The 15,584-nt window shown below is 31.2% G+C and carries 22 protein-coding genes and 1 pseudogene; 21 read left to right on the forward strand and 2 right to left on the reverse strand.

What is annotated here, in order from left to right:
* Nucleotides 1-51 precede the first annotated feature (51 nt).
* Nucleotides 52-735, reverse strand: a complete 684-nt coding sequence (locus THEWI_RS02290; protein ID WP_014062288.1) for a rhomboid family intramembrane serine protease — start codon at nt 733-735, stop codon at nt 52-54.
* Between the two features lie 313 nt (nt 736-1,048).
* Here THEWI_RS02290 and THEWI_RS02295 point away from each other — a divergent pair, with 313 nt between their 5' ends.
* From THEWI_RS02295 to THEWI_RS02365, 16 genes and pseudogenes are all read left to right on the forward strand, one after another.
* Complete coding sequence (locus THEWI_RS02295; RefSeq protein WP_014062289.1) at nt 1,049-1,831, forward strand: LuxR family transcriptional regulator; 783 nt, start codon at nt 1,049-1,051, stop codon at nt 1,829-1,831.
* Between the two features lie 128 nt (nt 1,832-1,959).
* Nucleotides 1,960-2,310 carry a hypothetical protein gene (locus THEWI_RS02300; protein WP_014062290.1) on the forward strand — a complete coding sequence of 117 codons (351 nt, stop codon included), beginning with the start codon at nt 1,960-1,962 and terminating at the stop codon, nt 2,308-2,310.
* Between the two features lie 36 nt (nt 2,311-2,346).
* Nucleotides 2,347-2,610 (forward strand): DUF1648 domain-containing protein, encoded by a 264-nt coding sequence (locus THEWI_RS02305; protein ID WP_014062291.1) that lies wholly within the window; start codon nt 2,347-2,349, stop codon nt 2,608-2,610.
* 193 nt (nt 2,611-2,803) lie between these two features.
* Nucleotides 2,804-3,994, forward strand: a complete 1,191-nt coding sequence (locus THEWI_RS02310; RefSeq protein WP_014062292.1) for an MFS transporter — start codon at nt 2,804-2,806, stop codon at nt 3,992-3,994.
* A 125-nt stretch (nt 3,995-4,119) separates the two neighbouring features.
* On the forward strand, nt 4,120-4,443 hold the full coding sequence (locus THEWI_RS02315; protein ID WP_014062293.1) for a DUF1648 domain-containing protein: 324 nt from the start codon (nt 4,120-4,122) through the stop codon (nt 4,441-4,443).
* Between the two features lie 180 nt (nt 4,444-4,623).
* On the forward strand, nt 4,624-5,100 hold the full coding sequence (locus tag THEWI_RS02320) for a GNAT family N-acetyltransferase (protein ID WP_014062294.1): 477 nt from the start codon (nt 4,624-4,626) through the stop codon (nt 5,098-5,100).
* A 19-nt stretch (nt 5,101-5,119) separates the two neighbouring features.
* Complete coding sequence (locus tag THEWI_RS14625) at nt 5,120-5,878, forward strand: hypothetical protein (protein ID WP_014062295.1); 759 nt, start codon at nt 5,120-5,122, stop codon at nt 5,876-5,878.
* 2 nt (nt 5,879-5,880) lie between these two features.
* Nucleotides 5,881-6,591 carry a DUF3108 domain-containing protein gene (locus tag THEWI_RS02330; RefSeq protein WP_014062296.1) on the forward strand — a complete coding sequence of 237 codons (711 nt, stop codon included), beginning with the start codon at nt 5,881-5,883 and terminating at the stop codon, nt 6,589-6,591.
* Between the two features lie 169 nt (nt 6,592-6,760).
* Nucleotides 6,761-7,297, forward strand: coding sequence for a hypothetical protein (locus THEWI_RS02335; RefSeq protein WP_014062297.1), 537 nt, complete (start codon nt 6,761-6,763; stop codon nt 7,295-7,297).
* Nucleotides 7,298-7,313: 16 nt separating this feature from the next.
* Nucleotides 7,314-7,493: an ATP-binding cassette domain-containing protein gene (locus THEWI_RS15750; RefSeq protein ID WP_052877879.1), complete on the forward strand. Its 180-nt coding sequence runs from the start codon at nt 7,314-7,316 to the stop codon at nt 7,491-7,493.
* A gap of 11 nt (nt 7,494-7,504) precedes the next feature.
* Nucleotides 7,505-8,047, forward strand: coding sequence for an ABC transporter permease (locus THEWI_RS14630; RefSeq protein ID WP_341853091.1), 543 nt, complete (start codon nt 7,505-7,507; stop codon nt 8,045-8,047).
* Entirely contained in the window at nt 8,044-8,400 is a 357-nt protein-coding gene (locus tag THEWI_RS14635) for an ABC transporter permease family protein (protein ID WP_244262293.1), read from the forward strand. Before THEWI_RS14630 ends, THEWI_RS14635 begins: the two co-directional genes overlap by 4 nt.
* A 191-nt stretch (nt 8,401-8,591) precedes the next feature.
* Complete coding sequence (locus THEWI_RS02350) at nt 8,592-9,191, forward strand: hypothetical protein (protein ID WP_014062298.1); 600 nt, start codon at nt 8,592-8,594, stop codon at nt 9,189-9,191.
* Nucleotides 9,192-9,481: 290 nt separating this feature from the next.
* Nucleotides 9,482-9,742: pseudogene (locus THEWI_RS02355) on the forward strand (CPBP family intramembrane glutamate endopeptidase); the annotation flags it as partial.
* Nucleotides 9,743-9,758: 16 nt separating this feature from the next.
* Complete coding sequence (locus THEWI_RS02360) at nt 9,759-10,523, forward strand: DUF429 domain-containing protein (protein WP_014062299.1); 765 nt, start codon at nt 9,759-9,761, stop codon at nt 10,521-10,523.
* 36 nt (nt 10,524-10,559) lie between these two features.
* Entirely contained in the window at nt 10,560-11,504 is a 945-nt protein-coding gene (locus tag THEWI_RS02365) for an alpha/beta hydrolase (RefSeq protein ID WP_014062300.1), read from the forward strand.
* Here the strand turns inward: THEWI_RS02365 and THEWI_RS02370 are convergent.
* Nucleotides 11,487-12,434, reverse strand: a complete 948-nt coding sequence (locus tag THEWI_RS02370; protein ID WP_014062301.1) for an AEC family transporter — start codon at nt 12,432-12,434, stop codon at nt 11,487-11,489. The two genes, THEWI_RS02365 and THEWI_RS02370, sit on opposite strands and share 18 nt — an antisense overlap.
* A gap of 205 nt (nt 12,435-12,639) precedes the next feature.
* Between THEWI_RS02370 and THEWI_RS14640 the strand changes: the two genes are divergently transcribed.
* From THEWI_RS14640 to THEWI_RS02385, 5 genes are all read left to right on the forward strand, one after another.
* A complete protein-coding gene (locus tag THEWI_RS14640) occupies nt 12,640-12,840 on the forward strand; it encodes a hypothetical protein (RefSeq protein ID WP_244262294.1) in 201 nt (66 codons plus the stop codon).
* Nucleotides 12,833-13,438, forward strand: coding sequence for a beta propeller repeat protein (locus THEWI_RS14645; RefSeq protein WP_244262295.1), 606 nt, complete (start codon nt 12,833-12,835; stop codon nt 13,436-13,438). The genes THEWI_RS14640 and THEWI_RS14645 overlap by 8 nt, the downstream gene beginning before the upstream one ends.
* Before the next feature lie 44 nt (nt 13,439-13,482).
* The gene (locus tag THEWI_RS14650) at nt 13,483-13,728 is read left to right on the forward strand and encodes a beta propeller repeat protein (RefSeq protein WP_244262296.1); all 246 of its coding nucleotides are present in this window, start codon (nt 13,483-13,485) and stop codon (nt 13,726-13,728) included.
* Nucleotides 13,729-13,759: 31 nt separating this feature from the next.
* Nucleotides 13,760-14,224, forward strand: a complete 465-nt coding sequence (locus THEWI_RS02380; protein WP_014062302.1) for a hypothetical protein — start codon at nt 13,760-13,762, stop codon at nt 14,222-14,224.
* A gap of 124 nt (nt 14,225-14,348) precedes the next feature.
* A complete protein-coding gene (locus THEWI_RS02385; protein WP_014062303.1) occupies nt 14,349-15,017 on the forward strand; it encodes a SurA N-terminal domain-containing protein in 669 nt (222 codons plus the stop codon).
* The last annotated feature ends 567 nt before the right edge of the window (nt 15,018-15,584 follow it).

Raw genomic sequence — 15,584 nt, forward strand, 5'->3', positions numbered from 1 at the left:
TATTAGCTTCCTTGGGACTGTGGAGAAATCGCCATTGTGAGCACGAGTTAATTAATACCTATCTCTAAGGAACAACCTATTTAACAACACACCACTGATAAATCCTCCTATGTGCGCCCACCAGGCTATTCCACCAACCGTTGTACCACCAATGGCAGAGTAGACCGTGCCGGAATAGAGCTGGGTCAGGAACCATAGGAAGAGATAGACTACGGCGGGTATCGGGAGGAAGACTGGAACCAGGAAAAAGGTTGGTACCAGGGTGATTATCCTTGCCGACGGGAATAATACGAAATATGCACCCATAACGCCTGCAATAGCTCCAGAAGCCCCTACCACCGGCACTGGTGAGATGGGATTAAAAACCAGGTGAAATACACCTGCGATTACCCCACTAAGGATGTAGAAAATGAAGAATCTTATATGACCCATCCTATCTTCAACATTATCTCCGAACAGCCAAAGTATCCACATGTTGCTAATTAGGTGAAATGTGTTACCGTGAAGAAACATACTGGTGATAAAAGGGTATAAGTCGCTGCCGGAAAACGGTACACCGGATATAACCAGTTTTGTAATTTTTGCTGGTATAAGCCCGTATTTGTAAACAAACCCGGCAAAAGTGCTGTATGAAGCACTTGAAAGAGTGAAGAAGATGAGCGAATTTATTATTATGAGCAGGAGCGTAATGAGGGGTGGTCGTCTGCTTGGTATATTATCCCTGATTGGAAACATCTTTAGACCCTCCACTTTTTTTATTCTACCTTTGCAGGAAAACCGAGTTCCGTATCAAATCAAAATTATATTAAGATTATAGCACAAGTAATTCTGAAAAAGTAATATTGTAATGATTAAGTAAATTTATTAAGTGCCAGGAAAAGAGGAGGTTATTTTCCTCAATTTTTTATAATTTCTAATTGTAAAATATTAGGCGAAAAATGCATTTTCGTTCCCCAAAATGACACTTTCGTTCCAAAATTCACAAATTTAATCTCAAATATTGTATAATGTTTAAAAAGTGTTTTTACATTTTTTGGGGGTATAGAAGGTGGATTTTTTATGGCCACAGGGGGAGTTACTTTCTTCTTATAAACGATGTAACATAATAGGTGTTGATCCTTCAACAACTGTACCGTTAATAATGCTAAACCCAAAGGAGTTAGAGATAAAGATATATGAAAATAAAAAGCTTATAGATACTTTTTACCAGAGTATAGAGGAAGAGTGGATAATAGGAGAGTATCTATTTTTGCTTACAGACGTTGAAGGATATTTATTAGAGGTAAAATGCAGTACAAAAGAAGAAAGGTGTATAAAAGATTCAGGCTTTAAACCAGGGGTATCCTTTAAAGAAGAAAGCTGTGGAACAAATGCAATTTCAATGGCGATGAGATTAAAGCGATTAGTCTATATCAGACCCCAAGAACACTACTGTAACATATTTAAAAGATGGTACTGCATTGCTTCGCCCATAACGACAAAAGATGGGGAAATAATAGGCTATATAGACATATCTACAATTGATAAAAAGATTGCGAATGAAATAGTAATGGTGATAAAATTGCTTGGTGAAAAAATAGCAAATGAATATGAAAAGCGGGTAAGAGAAGAAGAGCTAAATAAGATAAAGATTAAATTGAATGATAAGCAAATGAAAATACTGACATTAGAGGCAAAGGGGTACAAGGAATTAGCCATAGCAGAAGCTCTTAGAATAGAAGTTGTGACTGTGAAATATCACAAAAGAAAGATAGTAGAAAAACTTGAAGCAAAAAACATTCAAGAAGCAGTAGCAAAAGCTATTAAGTTGGGTTTAATAGAAATGAATTAATGAAAATATACAAAAAGATTTGTTTTATTACGGTTTTACAAAAATTTAGAGAAGAGGAACTATCCATGTTATACCTTTTATACCTCGATGAAAAGGGCTATACAAAAGTATAGTAGATTTTATATAAAATGCGGTTTAAAATAAAAGAAGAAAAAGGAGTTAGAGTTTTAACTGGAAATCCAGATCAGTGGGTTGTTGGAAAAGCTACAGCAATGGTAATAGATGAAGTTATATTGATATTGGGATGGATTGGTCTTTTTCTGCCGTATTATTGTATATCACAGATCAGGATAAGCAAACTTTTACCAATATTTCTATTACTTATATATTCACTTTTTGAATTGATGATATTTGATATATTATATTACAACGTATATAAAATGCATATATTAAATTTTGTTATATTTATAACGATATTTCTGATAATCTCTTTAGCTCTTATATTTAGCTTGATGTATGAAAAGAAAAAAGTTAAATGAAGAGAAAAACGTAATATAAGAAGGGAGAAAAATTTTATGCGAGCAATAAATTTTTTAGGCAAAAATAATTGGTTATTTGCTGTTTTTACATTTATCATAAACATCATTTTTTATAAGGCATTGCCACAGACAGTTGCTATTCAGTGGCATTTTGATGGTAGTATTTCAAATACTACATCTAAAACAACATTTGTTTTTATACTTCCCTTGATGCAATTACTTGTTTATGGGTATATAAAACTCAAGACAAAAGGGAAAAGCACAACTCTTTATACTGACTTAATATTCTATATTTGTTAATCTGCTTATATTAATTGTTGATATAGTAATCATCTTAATAAATTTAAAAATTTTCTAATAAGAGCTGCACTAATTATGCTTATTTTAGAAAATGTATCAAAGACATACTATGGATGTGATAAAAAGGCTGTAGATTTATTAATGTATATGATATAATTAAAGAACTTCTTATTTTTTATAAAAAGGTGAAAATATGAATAGGGATATTAATTTTCTTATATCCTCACAGGTAGTCTCAGATATAGGAAATTGGATAGATAGAATTGCTGTTTTAACGTTGGCATACGATATTAACAAGTCACCTATAAGCATGTCATTTTTATCTATTATGATGTTATTACCTTCAATAATATTTGGAGCTTTTGCTGGGAAAATAGTTGATAGTTACGACAAGAAAAAAATTTTAGTTTTAGGAGATTTCATAAGGGCTATTTTGGTCTTTCTAATACCCTTTTTTAAAGAATACATATTTTTTATAATTTTTGCTGTTTCTTCTGTCTCTATATTTTATGATACAGCTAGAAGTAGTATATTGCCAGAGCTAGTGGAAAAAGAAGAGTTAAAGCAGGTTAACAGTTTAAGTAGTTCTTTTTCTTCATTGATGATGGTAATAGGTCCTTCATTGGCCGGCGTTATTATTTCTAAGCTTAATATAGAGTATTGTTTTTATGTTGATTCCTTAACATTTCTAATATCAATGGTGTTAGTTTATATGATTAGGTTATATAAATATGAATCTCCAAAGGCTGTGAGACTATATCAAATAGATAGAATTTCATTTATTGAAGGGTTAGAATATATAAAAAGTAACAAGATTATTTATAATCTATTGTTAATAAATACAATAGTTGGATTAGCTGCTGGTATGCTAAATGGGTTATTAATCATGTATGTTTATGAGTTTTTAAACACAAATTCGCAGGGATATGGCACTATTCTTACATTTAAAGGTTTAGCTATGATTTTAACTTCTTTGGTTCTGTACAAATACTTGAAAAATGTATCAATTGATGCTGTTTTTAAAACGGGTTTAATAGGTTTAGGAATTTCAACTACTATATTCCCTTTAAATAAATTTTTTATTTTGGCCATTGTAATACAGTTTTTTAATGGAATATTTAATTCTTTGTTCTTTATATCAAGAACTACGATTATGCAACATAGTTGTGATAAACAATATCTAGGTAGGGTATTTAGTATGAATACAATGTTAATGAATATTTCATCAATAATTTCTCTAGTTTTTGGTGGATTTGCGGCAAAGATTTTTAGAGTTAGGGTTGTGTTGATATTAGGGGGACTTTTGATATTAATTAGCGGTGTAATATCATTAAATAAAATTTGTTCAAAATCCGTGCTTTTTGAGGACGGTTTTTCTGCCTAGAGTAATCCGGACAGAGGGACCGTCCCTTTGTATGTCTAAATAATAGACTATACAAAAGTATAGTAGACTTTATATTAAATACATTTTACAATAAAAGCAAGTGAATTGAGAGGAGGATGTTAAAAATGCTAAAAAGAGTAATGAGATATTTGTATAAGTGTGGGTGGATGTTTCTAGTTATAACCTTTATTATAAATATTTTTGCATATAAGTATCTACCTGAAAGTATACCACTTCAAAGGGATGCTTTTGGAAATATAAATTATACTGTATCTAAGTTGGAATTTATATTTTTTATACCTATATTGCAGTTGTTTTCTTATATTGCAATAAAATATCCTCACGCAAAAGGGAAAAGGAAAATTTCTCATGGGATATATGATATTGCAGCAGGGGTTATACTTTTATTTTTTGACATTTTTCTATTGTATGTTTTTATACGAAAATAGTACCCTTTCTGATTATAAATAGTTAGAACTGTGAGAAGGCAACCTGATAGAGATATGTTAAAACTATGTTAAATTTTGCTATGGTTTGGAAATAAAAGAAGGATTTTAGGGAATTTTGTAGAATTTATAGTATTGTGTAAAAAATTTCTTGTCTAATAACTTCCAAATGGAGGTAATTTTATGGGATTAAAAATTAGAGAAGCTATTATTTCGGACTATGAAAATTTATTATTACTAGTGAAGGAAGTGCATGAGATTCATTATAAAGCTAGGCCAGATTATTACAAAGATACCGATATTCCACTGGACAAAGAAGATTTTATAAATAAGTTGTCTCACACAGAGTATAAAATTATGGTTGCAGAAAATGAAAACGATGAGATAGCAGGGTATATAATTTATAAAATAAAAAAGATTGAAGAGCATCCGCTTCTTGTTGACAGAGTAGTAGTATATATAGAAGATTTATGCGTAGCAGGAAGATTTAAAAGAAAAGGTATTGGAAAGAAACTTTTAGAAAGTGCTATTGAATATGGGAAAGAAATTAATGCTTCTTCAATTGAATTGACTGTATGGGCTTTTAATGAAGAAGCAATAAAATTTTATGAATCCCTGTCTTTCAAGCCTCAAAGTATAAAAATGGAAATGATTTTATAATCTAAAAGGGGTGCTTTAAATGTTTTTTGTAATGGTACTTGTTGATGTAATTATAGTATTTTCGTTCTTGTTTATAGCACTGAGAAAAGGTGATATACATATAAAAAACAGAATGTGGGTGTATTTGTTCATTTCTGGTTTTTTATTTCAAATAATATTTTTATTGAGAAAACACTGGGAAGTTTATCTTTTAAGTTTAAACACTTCATTGTGGTATGTGCTTACAGTTGTGCAGGCGGATAATGCTTTTTGGGAAGAATTAGCTAAATTATTAGCTGTTTTGGTTGTAGTATACTTTCTTGATAAGAATATGATGGTACAATTTAAAGATTTAAAATATTCTACAGCGATTTTTACATATACAGGGCTTGCTTATGGTATAGGTGAAGCGATGTCTTTGATGTTTTTGCTTTATAATCCTCAATATGGTAGAGTTTTCGGAATGCAGTTCCCTGTAGGAACATTTGTCGGTTTTGTTTATGTTTTTGAAAGATTTCTTGCTATTCAAATGCACGGCATTATGGGAGGCATAATAGGAATAGGCTTTAGCAGGTATGTTTTTAATAAAAAATTCATTAGTCTCTTAATATATTTTGTTGTTGCAATGTTTTATCACATGTTTATTGACAACTTTGCAATGTTTTTTCAATATTATCCTGCTTTGCGTTATGTTCTTATTTATGTTTATGCAGTATTTTTGCTGTCAAGTACACTGTTAGGCTATGTTTTGCTTTATTTTCTTTATAAAAATGCTATTAAAGTGGAAAGGAGAGTCTAAGTATGTTTAAAAAATTTTTAATGCCAGTTATAATTTTTTCATTGTTTATTCTTGCAGGCTGTTCACAGAGTGCAAAGCCTATGGAGATTGGCAAGATTCCTTGGGTAGGCTATCAGAGGCTTACCTATGACATTTTTGAAAATAACAAATTAATTGGCACAGCGGAATTTATAATTGAAAAGTCTCAAAGCACAAATACTTATGAGATATCATCTATTACAAAGATTGACTCAGCAGAGTTGAGCACAAGTACATCAGTTACGTCTGATACTTTAATGCCTGTAAGTTCTTACTACAATGTGATGTCACCACAAGGGGATATAAAGATAGAAACTACCTATAAGGATAAGTGGAATATTAAGGCTAAAACTTCCAAAGGGGAGCAGAATCTAACTGTAAAACTTCCTAAATATTATTATGACAATGATTCTCTTCTTATGATTATGAGGGCATATCCCTTTAAAATAGGAGCAGAGTTTACTATATACGATTCAATAGCTTCAACTGCTCAGATAGTGCCTATTACAAATAAAGTTGTATCTAAAGAGAAAGTTACTGCCCCTTATGGAGAAGCAGAATGCTTTAGAGTTGAATTAAAGGCTGGAACATCAAGACAGTATATATGGTATTCAGATGATGAAAATAAGTTTTTGTATCAATATGATAATGGAAAACTTGTGTATAAGCTAAAAGAAGTTAAAAATAATAAATAAAGTGTTTTAACAGCATCTTTAATGATGTTTTTAGAATCGGGAGTGTTTTTACTCTTTGCAAACTTTATATTTGAGAAGTTGGGATTAAAATAAAATTTCTTCGTTTTTAACTTTAAAATTTATTATAGTGTAGTTACGAATATTTCTTACTGAGAGGGGAGTAACAACTATGTCAAAAGAAAGAGAATTCTATTACATAGGAGAAAGGAAGAGAATAGGTACTGATATATGGAAGCTTATACTTAAATATGGTGTACTTTCAGCATCTCATTTTGAAGTTCGATTTCCTGATGATCCAACAATGACACTTTCTGAAGGAAGAGAAGAATTTCTTGGGCTACCTAAAATTTCTGTGGAGCCATGGAGTGGTATGAAGGGAGCTATTGCTGTAAAAGGGGAGATGACAAAAGAGGCAAGAGAATTATTCTTACAAATTATAGAAACTGGAAGAATAAGGCTTTGGGACTTTATACTTTTTAGGGATGGAAGAAAACTTCTATCAGTTTCAGATTTTGATGATCGCATTGTGACGGAGAATTTTGCTAAAGAATTTATGGAAAAACTCTTTCTTACTTGGTTTGAACCTATTCTAGAACCGGGAATTAAATCAGAGGGAATTTCAAAAGATTTTCTTGAAGAAATCAGTCAGGCGATTCAAGAAGCATTATCTAAATTGGTGTCAGACCTAGAAAATGATAAAAATTGAAGGTGAGGGGGTAATTTTGGTAGAAGTTAAGGGATTGACTAAAGTGTTTAAAAACGTAAGAGCTGTAGACGATTTAAGTTTTAAGGTAAAAGAAGGAGAAATATACGGGCTTTTAGGTGAAAATGGTGTAGGCAAAACCACAACTTTGAGGATGCTTGCTACAATGGTTAAACCTAAAGTGGAACAGCAGTTATAGGTGGAAAAGACTTGGTAAAAGAGCCAGAAGAGATAAGAAAAGAAGTTGGGATACTTTTTGGAGGAGAAAGCGGTTTATACGACAGGCTTACTGCAAGGGAAAATATAAAATCTTCAAATGCGGAGAATATGATAAGAGGTCTTATAAAAGAATATGCGAATAATATTGTAAAAGAAAGACTTATAGCAAAAGGGATAGATCCTAAAATATTAGATCCAATTGAGGTAAAGACAAAAAACATAGCTTCACAGAGTAAAATGGCAGGGTCTTTTTTAGCATTCATTGTACCAATGTTATTGACTTTATGGACAGCGACAGGAGGTATAGGGGCTGCTGTAGATTTGGCTGCAGGTGAGAAAGAAAGAGGGACTCTAGAACCTTTGCTTACGACTTCTGCATCAAGACTTTCAATAATGGCGGGAAAATACTTGGCTGTAACATCTATGGCACTGCTTAGTGCTGTTGCTTCACTTTTGGGACTTTTCGCATCTTTTGCTTTTAACAAAGACATGGCATCTCTAAATGCCGATTTTAAAATGAGTCAACAGCAATGATTGTTATGTTCGTGGCTGCCTTTTTTACAGCTTCAATATTTGCAGCTTTAGAGCTTGGTTTAAGTGCATATGCGAAATCTTTTAAAGAAGGGCAGATATATATTTCACCAATAATGTTTATTGTGATAATTCCTGCATATATGGTGATGTATAAAATGCCCAATGAAATACCATTGTCTTATTTTGCAATACCTGTATTTGGAACTATTTCGGTTTTTAAAGAATTGCTTTATGGTATTGTAAATATGGCACATATAGGTATATTTGTATTTTCATCAATAATATATGTGGGTATTAGTGTATATTTGGCAACTTTGATGTTTAAGCAGGAATGGGCACTATTTAGGGTGTAAAAAATCTTTTATAATTTGCAAATAGCAGGGGAAACCCTGTATTTTTTTGCTTGTATATAGGACAGCAATTTACATTGTAACCATTTTGTAACCAGAATTTAAGAATTTCTTAATAAATTTTAACATTTAAAAGGGTATAATGGAAGAAAGAGTCTTTGAGATATTAAAAAATATATGGAAAGGGTCAATAAATGATGTTTAAACAACCTTTAAAAATCATGCTTGTTTTATTTACTTTATCCGGATTATTATCGGCATGTGGTTATACATTTAAAAATGAAGAAGACCATGTTAAGTATACAATTGAAAAGTTTTACAATGTGCAGTATAAAGCGTACTTAAAAATGGAATATATTGACACAACACCATATCTGGATATGACAAAAATACAGAATCAAAATAAAGTAATAGCACTTAAAGAATTAACATTTAGAAGAAAATATGCTTTTGAAAAAGGGTATGGATACGTTGAAAGAAGGCGATTTCCTTTGAAATTTAATTACAAAAATATAGATATAAATGGTAACAGAGCAAAAGTAGTAGTGGAATTAGAAATAGATCGTACTAAGGCTTACCCAATGTTTATATGTCCAGGTGATAATATCTTTGAATTGGAAAAACAAGACGGGCATTGGAAGATAATAAATCATACATATCAAGGCTTGACACAGTATGAATTATGGATTGATAAAAAATTACCTGAACCAGATTATGAAAAAATAAAGCGTCAATTAGATAAAGAATTTGGCGAAACAAATGCTTATGAGAAATATAGAACTAAAAAATATTAAGTCCCTTTCGCTTCCATCAAATTTTTCAATATCTAAACTTAAAAAGCGTAAACTATTCATAAAATATCCATTAATACTATCCATTTGAGCTTTATAATTCTGGATAACTTTATAGTGTTGCAGGTTTAAAATTAATGAAGTTATTAGTAAAATTGAAGTAATCCATGAACCAATATTCTTTTCAATTTTAAACTCCTCCTTACATTTGCAAAAATATCTGTCTTATTATCTTCCTATTGCGTAGAAGTAAGAATCCATAGAACCTATGTATACTGTAAGTTTTATTTTCCTACATGTATCTAAAGACAGGGAATCTGTGGATGCCGATTGGATATCACATATCGTGGAATTATTTCCAAGGTTACATATTTTGGTTTAATGTGAGTGGCAATGCTATAAGAGGTATTTACAATGCTTTTCCGAGAAACAATTTTCTTTCTGGAGGGGATTTTGGACTGGAGGGAGGAATAATTGCAACTTCTGTTATTTTAATTACTCTTTTAGTATTGTATTATTACTATAAAAAAGCAGAAGAAGTAGAATTGGGATAAAAAGAAGGGATAAATTATGGATATTGACGAAAAAGTTTTAGGTATAGACGGCGCTAAAGGGGGATGGGTGGTAGCCACTTGTAAAAAAGGAGAGGTTTTTGTCCAATTTTTTGAGAAAATTGAGGATGTATGGCAGCTTTATGAGAGTAAAGCCAAACTTATTCTTATTGACATTCCCATTGGTCTTCCTCATTCTCAAAAAAGGTATAGAAGCTGTGATGAAGAAGTGAGGAAATTTTTGGGTTATCCTCGCTCTTCCAGTATATTTTCTCCCCCTTGTAGAGAAGTTTTTAAGGCGAAAAGTTACACAAAGGCCTTGGCTATAAACAAAGAAGTTCTGGGCAAAGGGCTGTCAAAACAAGTCTGGAATATTGTTCCTAAAATAAAGGAAGTGGATGAATTTATAATTAAAAATCCAGAAGCAATTGAATTGATAAAAGAATCGCATCCAGAAGTGGCTTTTAAAGGTTTAAAAGGTGAGGCGGCAAAATTCAGTAAAAGAGATGAAGAAGGGTATAAAGAGCGAATAGAATTTTTGAGAAAACTTTTTAAAAATTTTAATTGCGAGATAGTTGAAAATAAAATTGAAGGGTTGAAAAGAGACGATATAGTAGATGCCTTGATTTTGCTGATGACAGGAATCTTGGCAATTAAAGGAGAAAAAGTGGGGAGTGAAATATGCTCTTTTCCCACAAATTTTAAGGAAAAAGACCTTTTGGGGTTGCCAATGGAAATTTTCTTTGTAAAATTTAGCAGGTTAAATGAATTTTCTATAGAATAAATATTATTGTAAAGAAGTTTGAAGAGGGGGAGCAAAATGGCAAGTAATTACAGTAACTTTTTTATAAAAGGTGAAGACGGGGTAGATATATACGTTCATTTATGGGAGCCTGTAGAAATTCCAAAAGGGATTATTCAGATATTTCATGGAATGGCTGAACACGGAGGAAGGTATGGGAATTTTGCCCGTTATATGAATGAAAAAGGTTTTATAGTGTGTGCTAATGACCACAGGGGTCATGGGAAAACGGCAGGAACTCTTGATGATATAGGCTACATAGGGAAAAATGGCTTTGAAAAAATAGTAGAAGACGAATATGTAATAATGAAATTTTTAAAAGAAAAGTACGAAAATCTTCCTGTTGTAATATTTGGACATAGTTTTGGATCTTTTATAGCCCAAGAGTTTATGATAAGGCATGGGAAAGAAACAAATGGCGTTATATTGAGCGGTTCTTCTGCGATTAAAGAATTACCCCTTAGATTTGGTTATGCTTTAGCTTTTGTTGAAAAAACCCTCTTTGGTGAGAAAAAAAGAAGCAAAATTTTAGATAAACTTACATTTGGAAGCTACAACAAAAAAATAAAGGAGGATAATTTAAGCAAATTTGAGTGGCTTTCAACAGATAAGGAAGAGGTTAAAAAGTATGAGGAAGACCCTTATTGCGGTGGCGTTTTTACAGTTGGATTTTTTTATTACTTTTTTAAAGGACTTTTAAATCTGTATAAGACTCAAAGGTTACTGGCAATACCAAAAGATTTGCCTTTATTTGTAATTTCTGGAGAAGAAGATCCTGTAGGTGAGTATGGTAAATTAGTAAAGAGGCTCTATGAGCTTTACAAAAGTATAGGATTAAAACAAGTGAATATAAAGCTTTATCCAGGGAAAAGGCATGAGCTTCTCAATGAAGTAGAGAGGGAAAAGGTTTATGAAGATATTCTTACATGGATTGGAAAGAGAGTATTAAATTACTCTCAGTAAGGCCATCAAAAAGGGCATTATAACGACACTGGATATTGTTGTATATGTGATCATACTTGTGGCAAATTCATAATCTGCTCCGTAAACTCTTGCAATAATTGCAGAGTTTACCAGCACAGGCATTGCTGACATTATGACAAATACATCTCTCATAAGCTTTGGTACTGGAATGAATATGTTTAGAAGCAATACGAAAGCAGGAGTTATTAAAAATCTTCCGACAAAAACTAAAATAGCATCTTTGTCAACTTTAAATTTGTCGAAACCCATTTCATAAATGACTATACCGATATAGAATATTGATAAAGGAGTAGTAAGGTTTCCAATCATTTTAAAGCTGTCAAAAAGGAATTTTGGAAAAGAAATATTTGCAAAGACAAAAATCACTCCTATGATGAAACCTAGAAGAGGAGGATTAAATATTCTTTTTATGGTGTCTAAATTTAGTATTTTTTGCTCCTTTCCATTTACATCCCGAATAATACCGTAAACCCCTAATGTCCACCAAATTGTAGTATTTGCCATGTAATATAATAAAGTATAGGGTGTTGCAACTTCTCCAAAAAGAGCTTGAGACATTGGCAGTCCTACAAATATAGAATTTGAGAGTGAAAATATAGCTACAAACACTCCTCTTCTTTTTCTTTTGACTTTAAAAATTTCTGCAAGTACATAAGCAATAAAATAGGATATAAGTATTGACAAAAACGGTATTAAAAGTCCTCTTACTGAGTGTTCCAATTGTTCTTTTGAAAAAGTTGTGGAAATGTTTACAATCATATTAAGAGGTAAAGATACATTCACTACAAGCTTTGCAAACAGATCCGATGTTGATTTGTCAAACCACCCTATTTTAGATAAATAATATCCGAGAACTAATATAAATACAATTGTTAAAACTCCTTGAACTGATGAGAAGAAGGTGTCCATCAAAAAAGCCTCCTTATGAGAGAGTACAGCACTGTGTTTAGACTTATTTATTAAGGATAACATAAAATGATAAAAATTTCAAAGAGGGAAGATATTAAAAGATACTTAATAAAAATTTAATAATTTGTAGCCAATTTGTAATATCTGATAAACGAGATAGTGGTATAATCTTGGTAGAAGCATTTATGGGAGGCTTGAGTAAAAAATGAAAAAAGTCTTTGTAATTTTGATAATTTTAATTTTGTTTTTTGGTGGATGTCAAATTAAAAAAGACGATAATGCAAGAAATACTGCTCTTAAATTAATTCCTAATTTTCAATATTTTCAAATGGTCGATAGAAAGAATGGATGGGCTATTGGAGGAAATAAAGTATTATTACAAATGAGGGAGGCAGTACATGGATAATGTTTCACCTTCTGCTATAGGTGACATTCGCGCATGGTATTTCATGGATTCCAATCATGCCTGGATATTTTATTCTAATGAGACTCTTTATAGAACGAAAGATAGAGGTAAAAACTGGATTGGCGAGAAAGTACCTTTTAGTATGGGCAAATTATTTTTTGTAAATTCAGATGGAGAATATCAAGGATGGGAACTTAAAAAATATGGACCTGCTTCTGGAAATGTATTTGTGGATGTGTACAAATTGGTAAGCGATAAATGGATATTCATTCACAAAGGAGAATTACCCAATAATACTTCATCATCCACTAATTCACTTCCATATGAAGGAGAGAAAAAGAGCTTCATTTTTTTACCTGATGGAAAAACTGGTTTTGTTGCGATAGAAAGGCGTGAACCAGGAAAATATGGTTTATATATAACTACTGATGGAGGGAATACGTGGAATAGAAAAGATATTCCACTACTTTCGGAATGTAAAAATGACAGTATTCTTATATATCCTTTTAAATTTTTTGATAATAAAGGGAATACAGTAATTATATGGCCAGTTTCTATTTATAATGGGGCACAAAAAAACTATCAAACAATTTTTTAACTAGTAATGATAATGGAGGTACGTGGAGTGAAAAAGCATCTTTTTTGTCCGATAAAAAACCAATTGAAATTGACTTAGTGGATAGAAACAACTGGTATATTTTATTAGATGGTGAACTGATTGCTACAAACGATGTGGGAAAGACATGGAATAAATTCAATGTTCCTCAAAATACTGTTCAAATTCAATTTATAGACCATAAGATTGGCTGGGCTTTAGCTACGTTGAAGTCTGGAACAAATTTATATTACAGTAAAAATGGTGGTTATACGTGGGATAAACGGTTTTAAAATTACAATTATTTGAGGTGTATAGGGGGAAATGGATAAAAACGAGAAAATGGAGAGGGATGATAACAAAATGGATAAAAAAGTAAAAGTTATTATATTAGTGGTAATAATTTGCTCTGCTGCTATTTTGGCTAAAAATCTGTATGAATATAGAGTAAAGACTATTGATGAAGCAATTGGGTTTAATCTTGATAATGTTTATAAAGTAGAGATATTAAGAAATGAGCAGTCAAAAATAACAGAAGATAAAGGAAAAATTAAAGAATTAACCGGATGGTTAAGAGGATACAAATATAAAATGAGTAGCACTGTAAAAGGAAGGATAGATTTTTCTTATTATGCAATCAATTTCTATTGTCATGGGGAAAACGGATTTGTAGCCTTTGATAAAGATAACAAAAAAAGTATAATTATAGTAAATGGGTATACATACAATATCCTCGCTAATTTCATTGAGCAAAATTATTTAGAGCTTTTTTGGCAATCTATCAGATAAAACAAAGTAGAAAAAGAAGATAAATTAGGAAGAAAAGGTTAATAAAATATTTGTTTGGAGGTGGAGTGTTAATGAAAAAAGAATTTTTATATTAATTGCTTTCGCTATTGTTTTATCATTGGGTATGATTGCTGTTGCATTGTCGATATCAAAAGCCAATCCGAGTGATAAACCAAATGAATCACAATTTAATAATGTCATCAAAAAAGTAGGCAGTTTTTTAAAAGGTGATAAGGACAGATTAAAAATCAACGAAGGGGATATAATTGCAGAAGTTAACGGTATACCGATATATAAAAATGAATTTGAATTGCGTAAGGGATTGACATTGGCATCAGAAGGACAGGTAAACGATATAAACAATTTTGTTTTAAGTAAATTGGTGAGGGAGAAAGTGAAAGAATACCTTGCTATGAAGTATAATCTAAAAGTATCAGAAGGTGAGATAAATTCGTATCTTGAAAAGGAAAAGCAACAATTCAAAGAATCTCCAGAAGTAGATAAAAAATTGAAAGAGTTAATTTCTGCAAGTGGTATGACATATGATGAATACTGGAATGATTATGAAAAGTATAATGTAAAAAGAATGCTGCTGTTTGATAAATTATACAACACGATAATTAATGAAGGGATTAAGAGTGGAAAATTGGAAAAAACAGATAAAATGACTGTTGATACACAAAATGAATATAAAAAGTATGTTGACAGTATAATAGATCAATATGTAAAACAAGCTAAAATATCAATTAATGATAAATATAAAGATATGTTTAAGGGTTTCACAAGGGAGTGAAAAATATTCTGTGTAAACTTAGAATTTGATTTTATAAAAAGTTGCTAAATTTTTGTTCCCATTCTTTTCAAATATTTAACCCTACAAATTGGAATGAGAAATATATTTATTGCCTTTTTTATTTCTGCAAGTATTTGTTTTTAAGTAGCATTTTCCATTTTATACTTGAATTTAAGTTAAGACAGGATTTTTTTAAAAAGCTTAATTTATTAAGAAAATTAACAGAAATTTAATAATTTGTAACTAATTTGTAATATCTGATAAGCGAAATAATGGTATAATGTTGGTAAAGTATTTGATGGGGGGTTGAGTGGATGTGAAAAAACTTTTAACCTCAAAGAATTTATTTGGGTGGATACAGGGACTGGATTAATGGTTGGCTACCTGTAAGAACGGATATTTCGCATGGATATGGTTCTACTTCATGGGTAACACTTCATAGGGAGACTAGTAGTGAATGGGTGTTGATGTTAAATAATGGATATGTAAAGTGAAATTAAATTAGAAGAATTGAAAAGTATTACAATAACACAGAGGCGTTCTTTTTTATAAAAATAAAAGAAAGGG

Origin of the sequence: Thermoanaerobacter wiegelii Rt8.B1 (genome assembly GCF_000147695.2) — a bacterium.
Classification (GTDB): domain Bacteria; phylum Bacillota; class Thermoanaerobacteria; order Thermoanaerobacterales; family Thermoanaerobacteraceae; genus Thermoanaerobacter; species Thermoanaerobacter ethanolicus.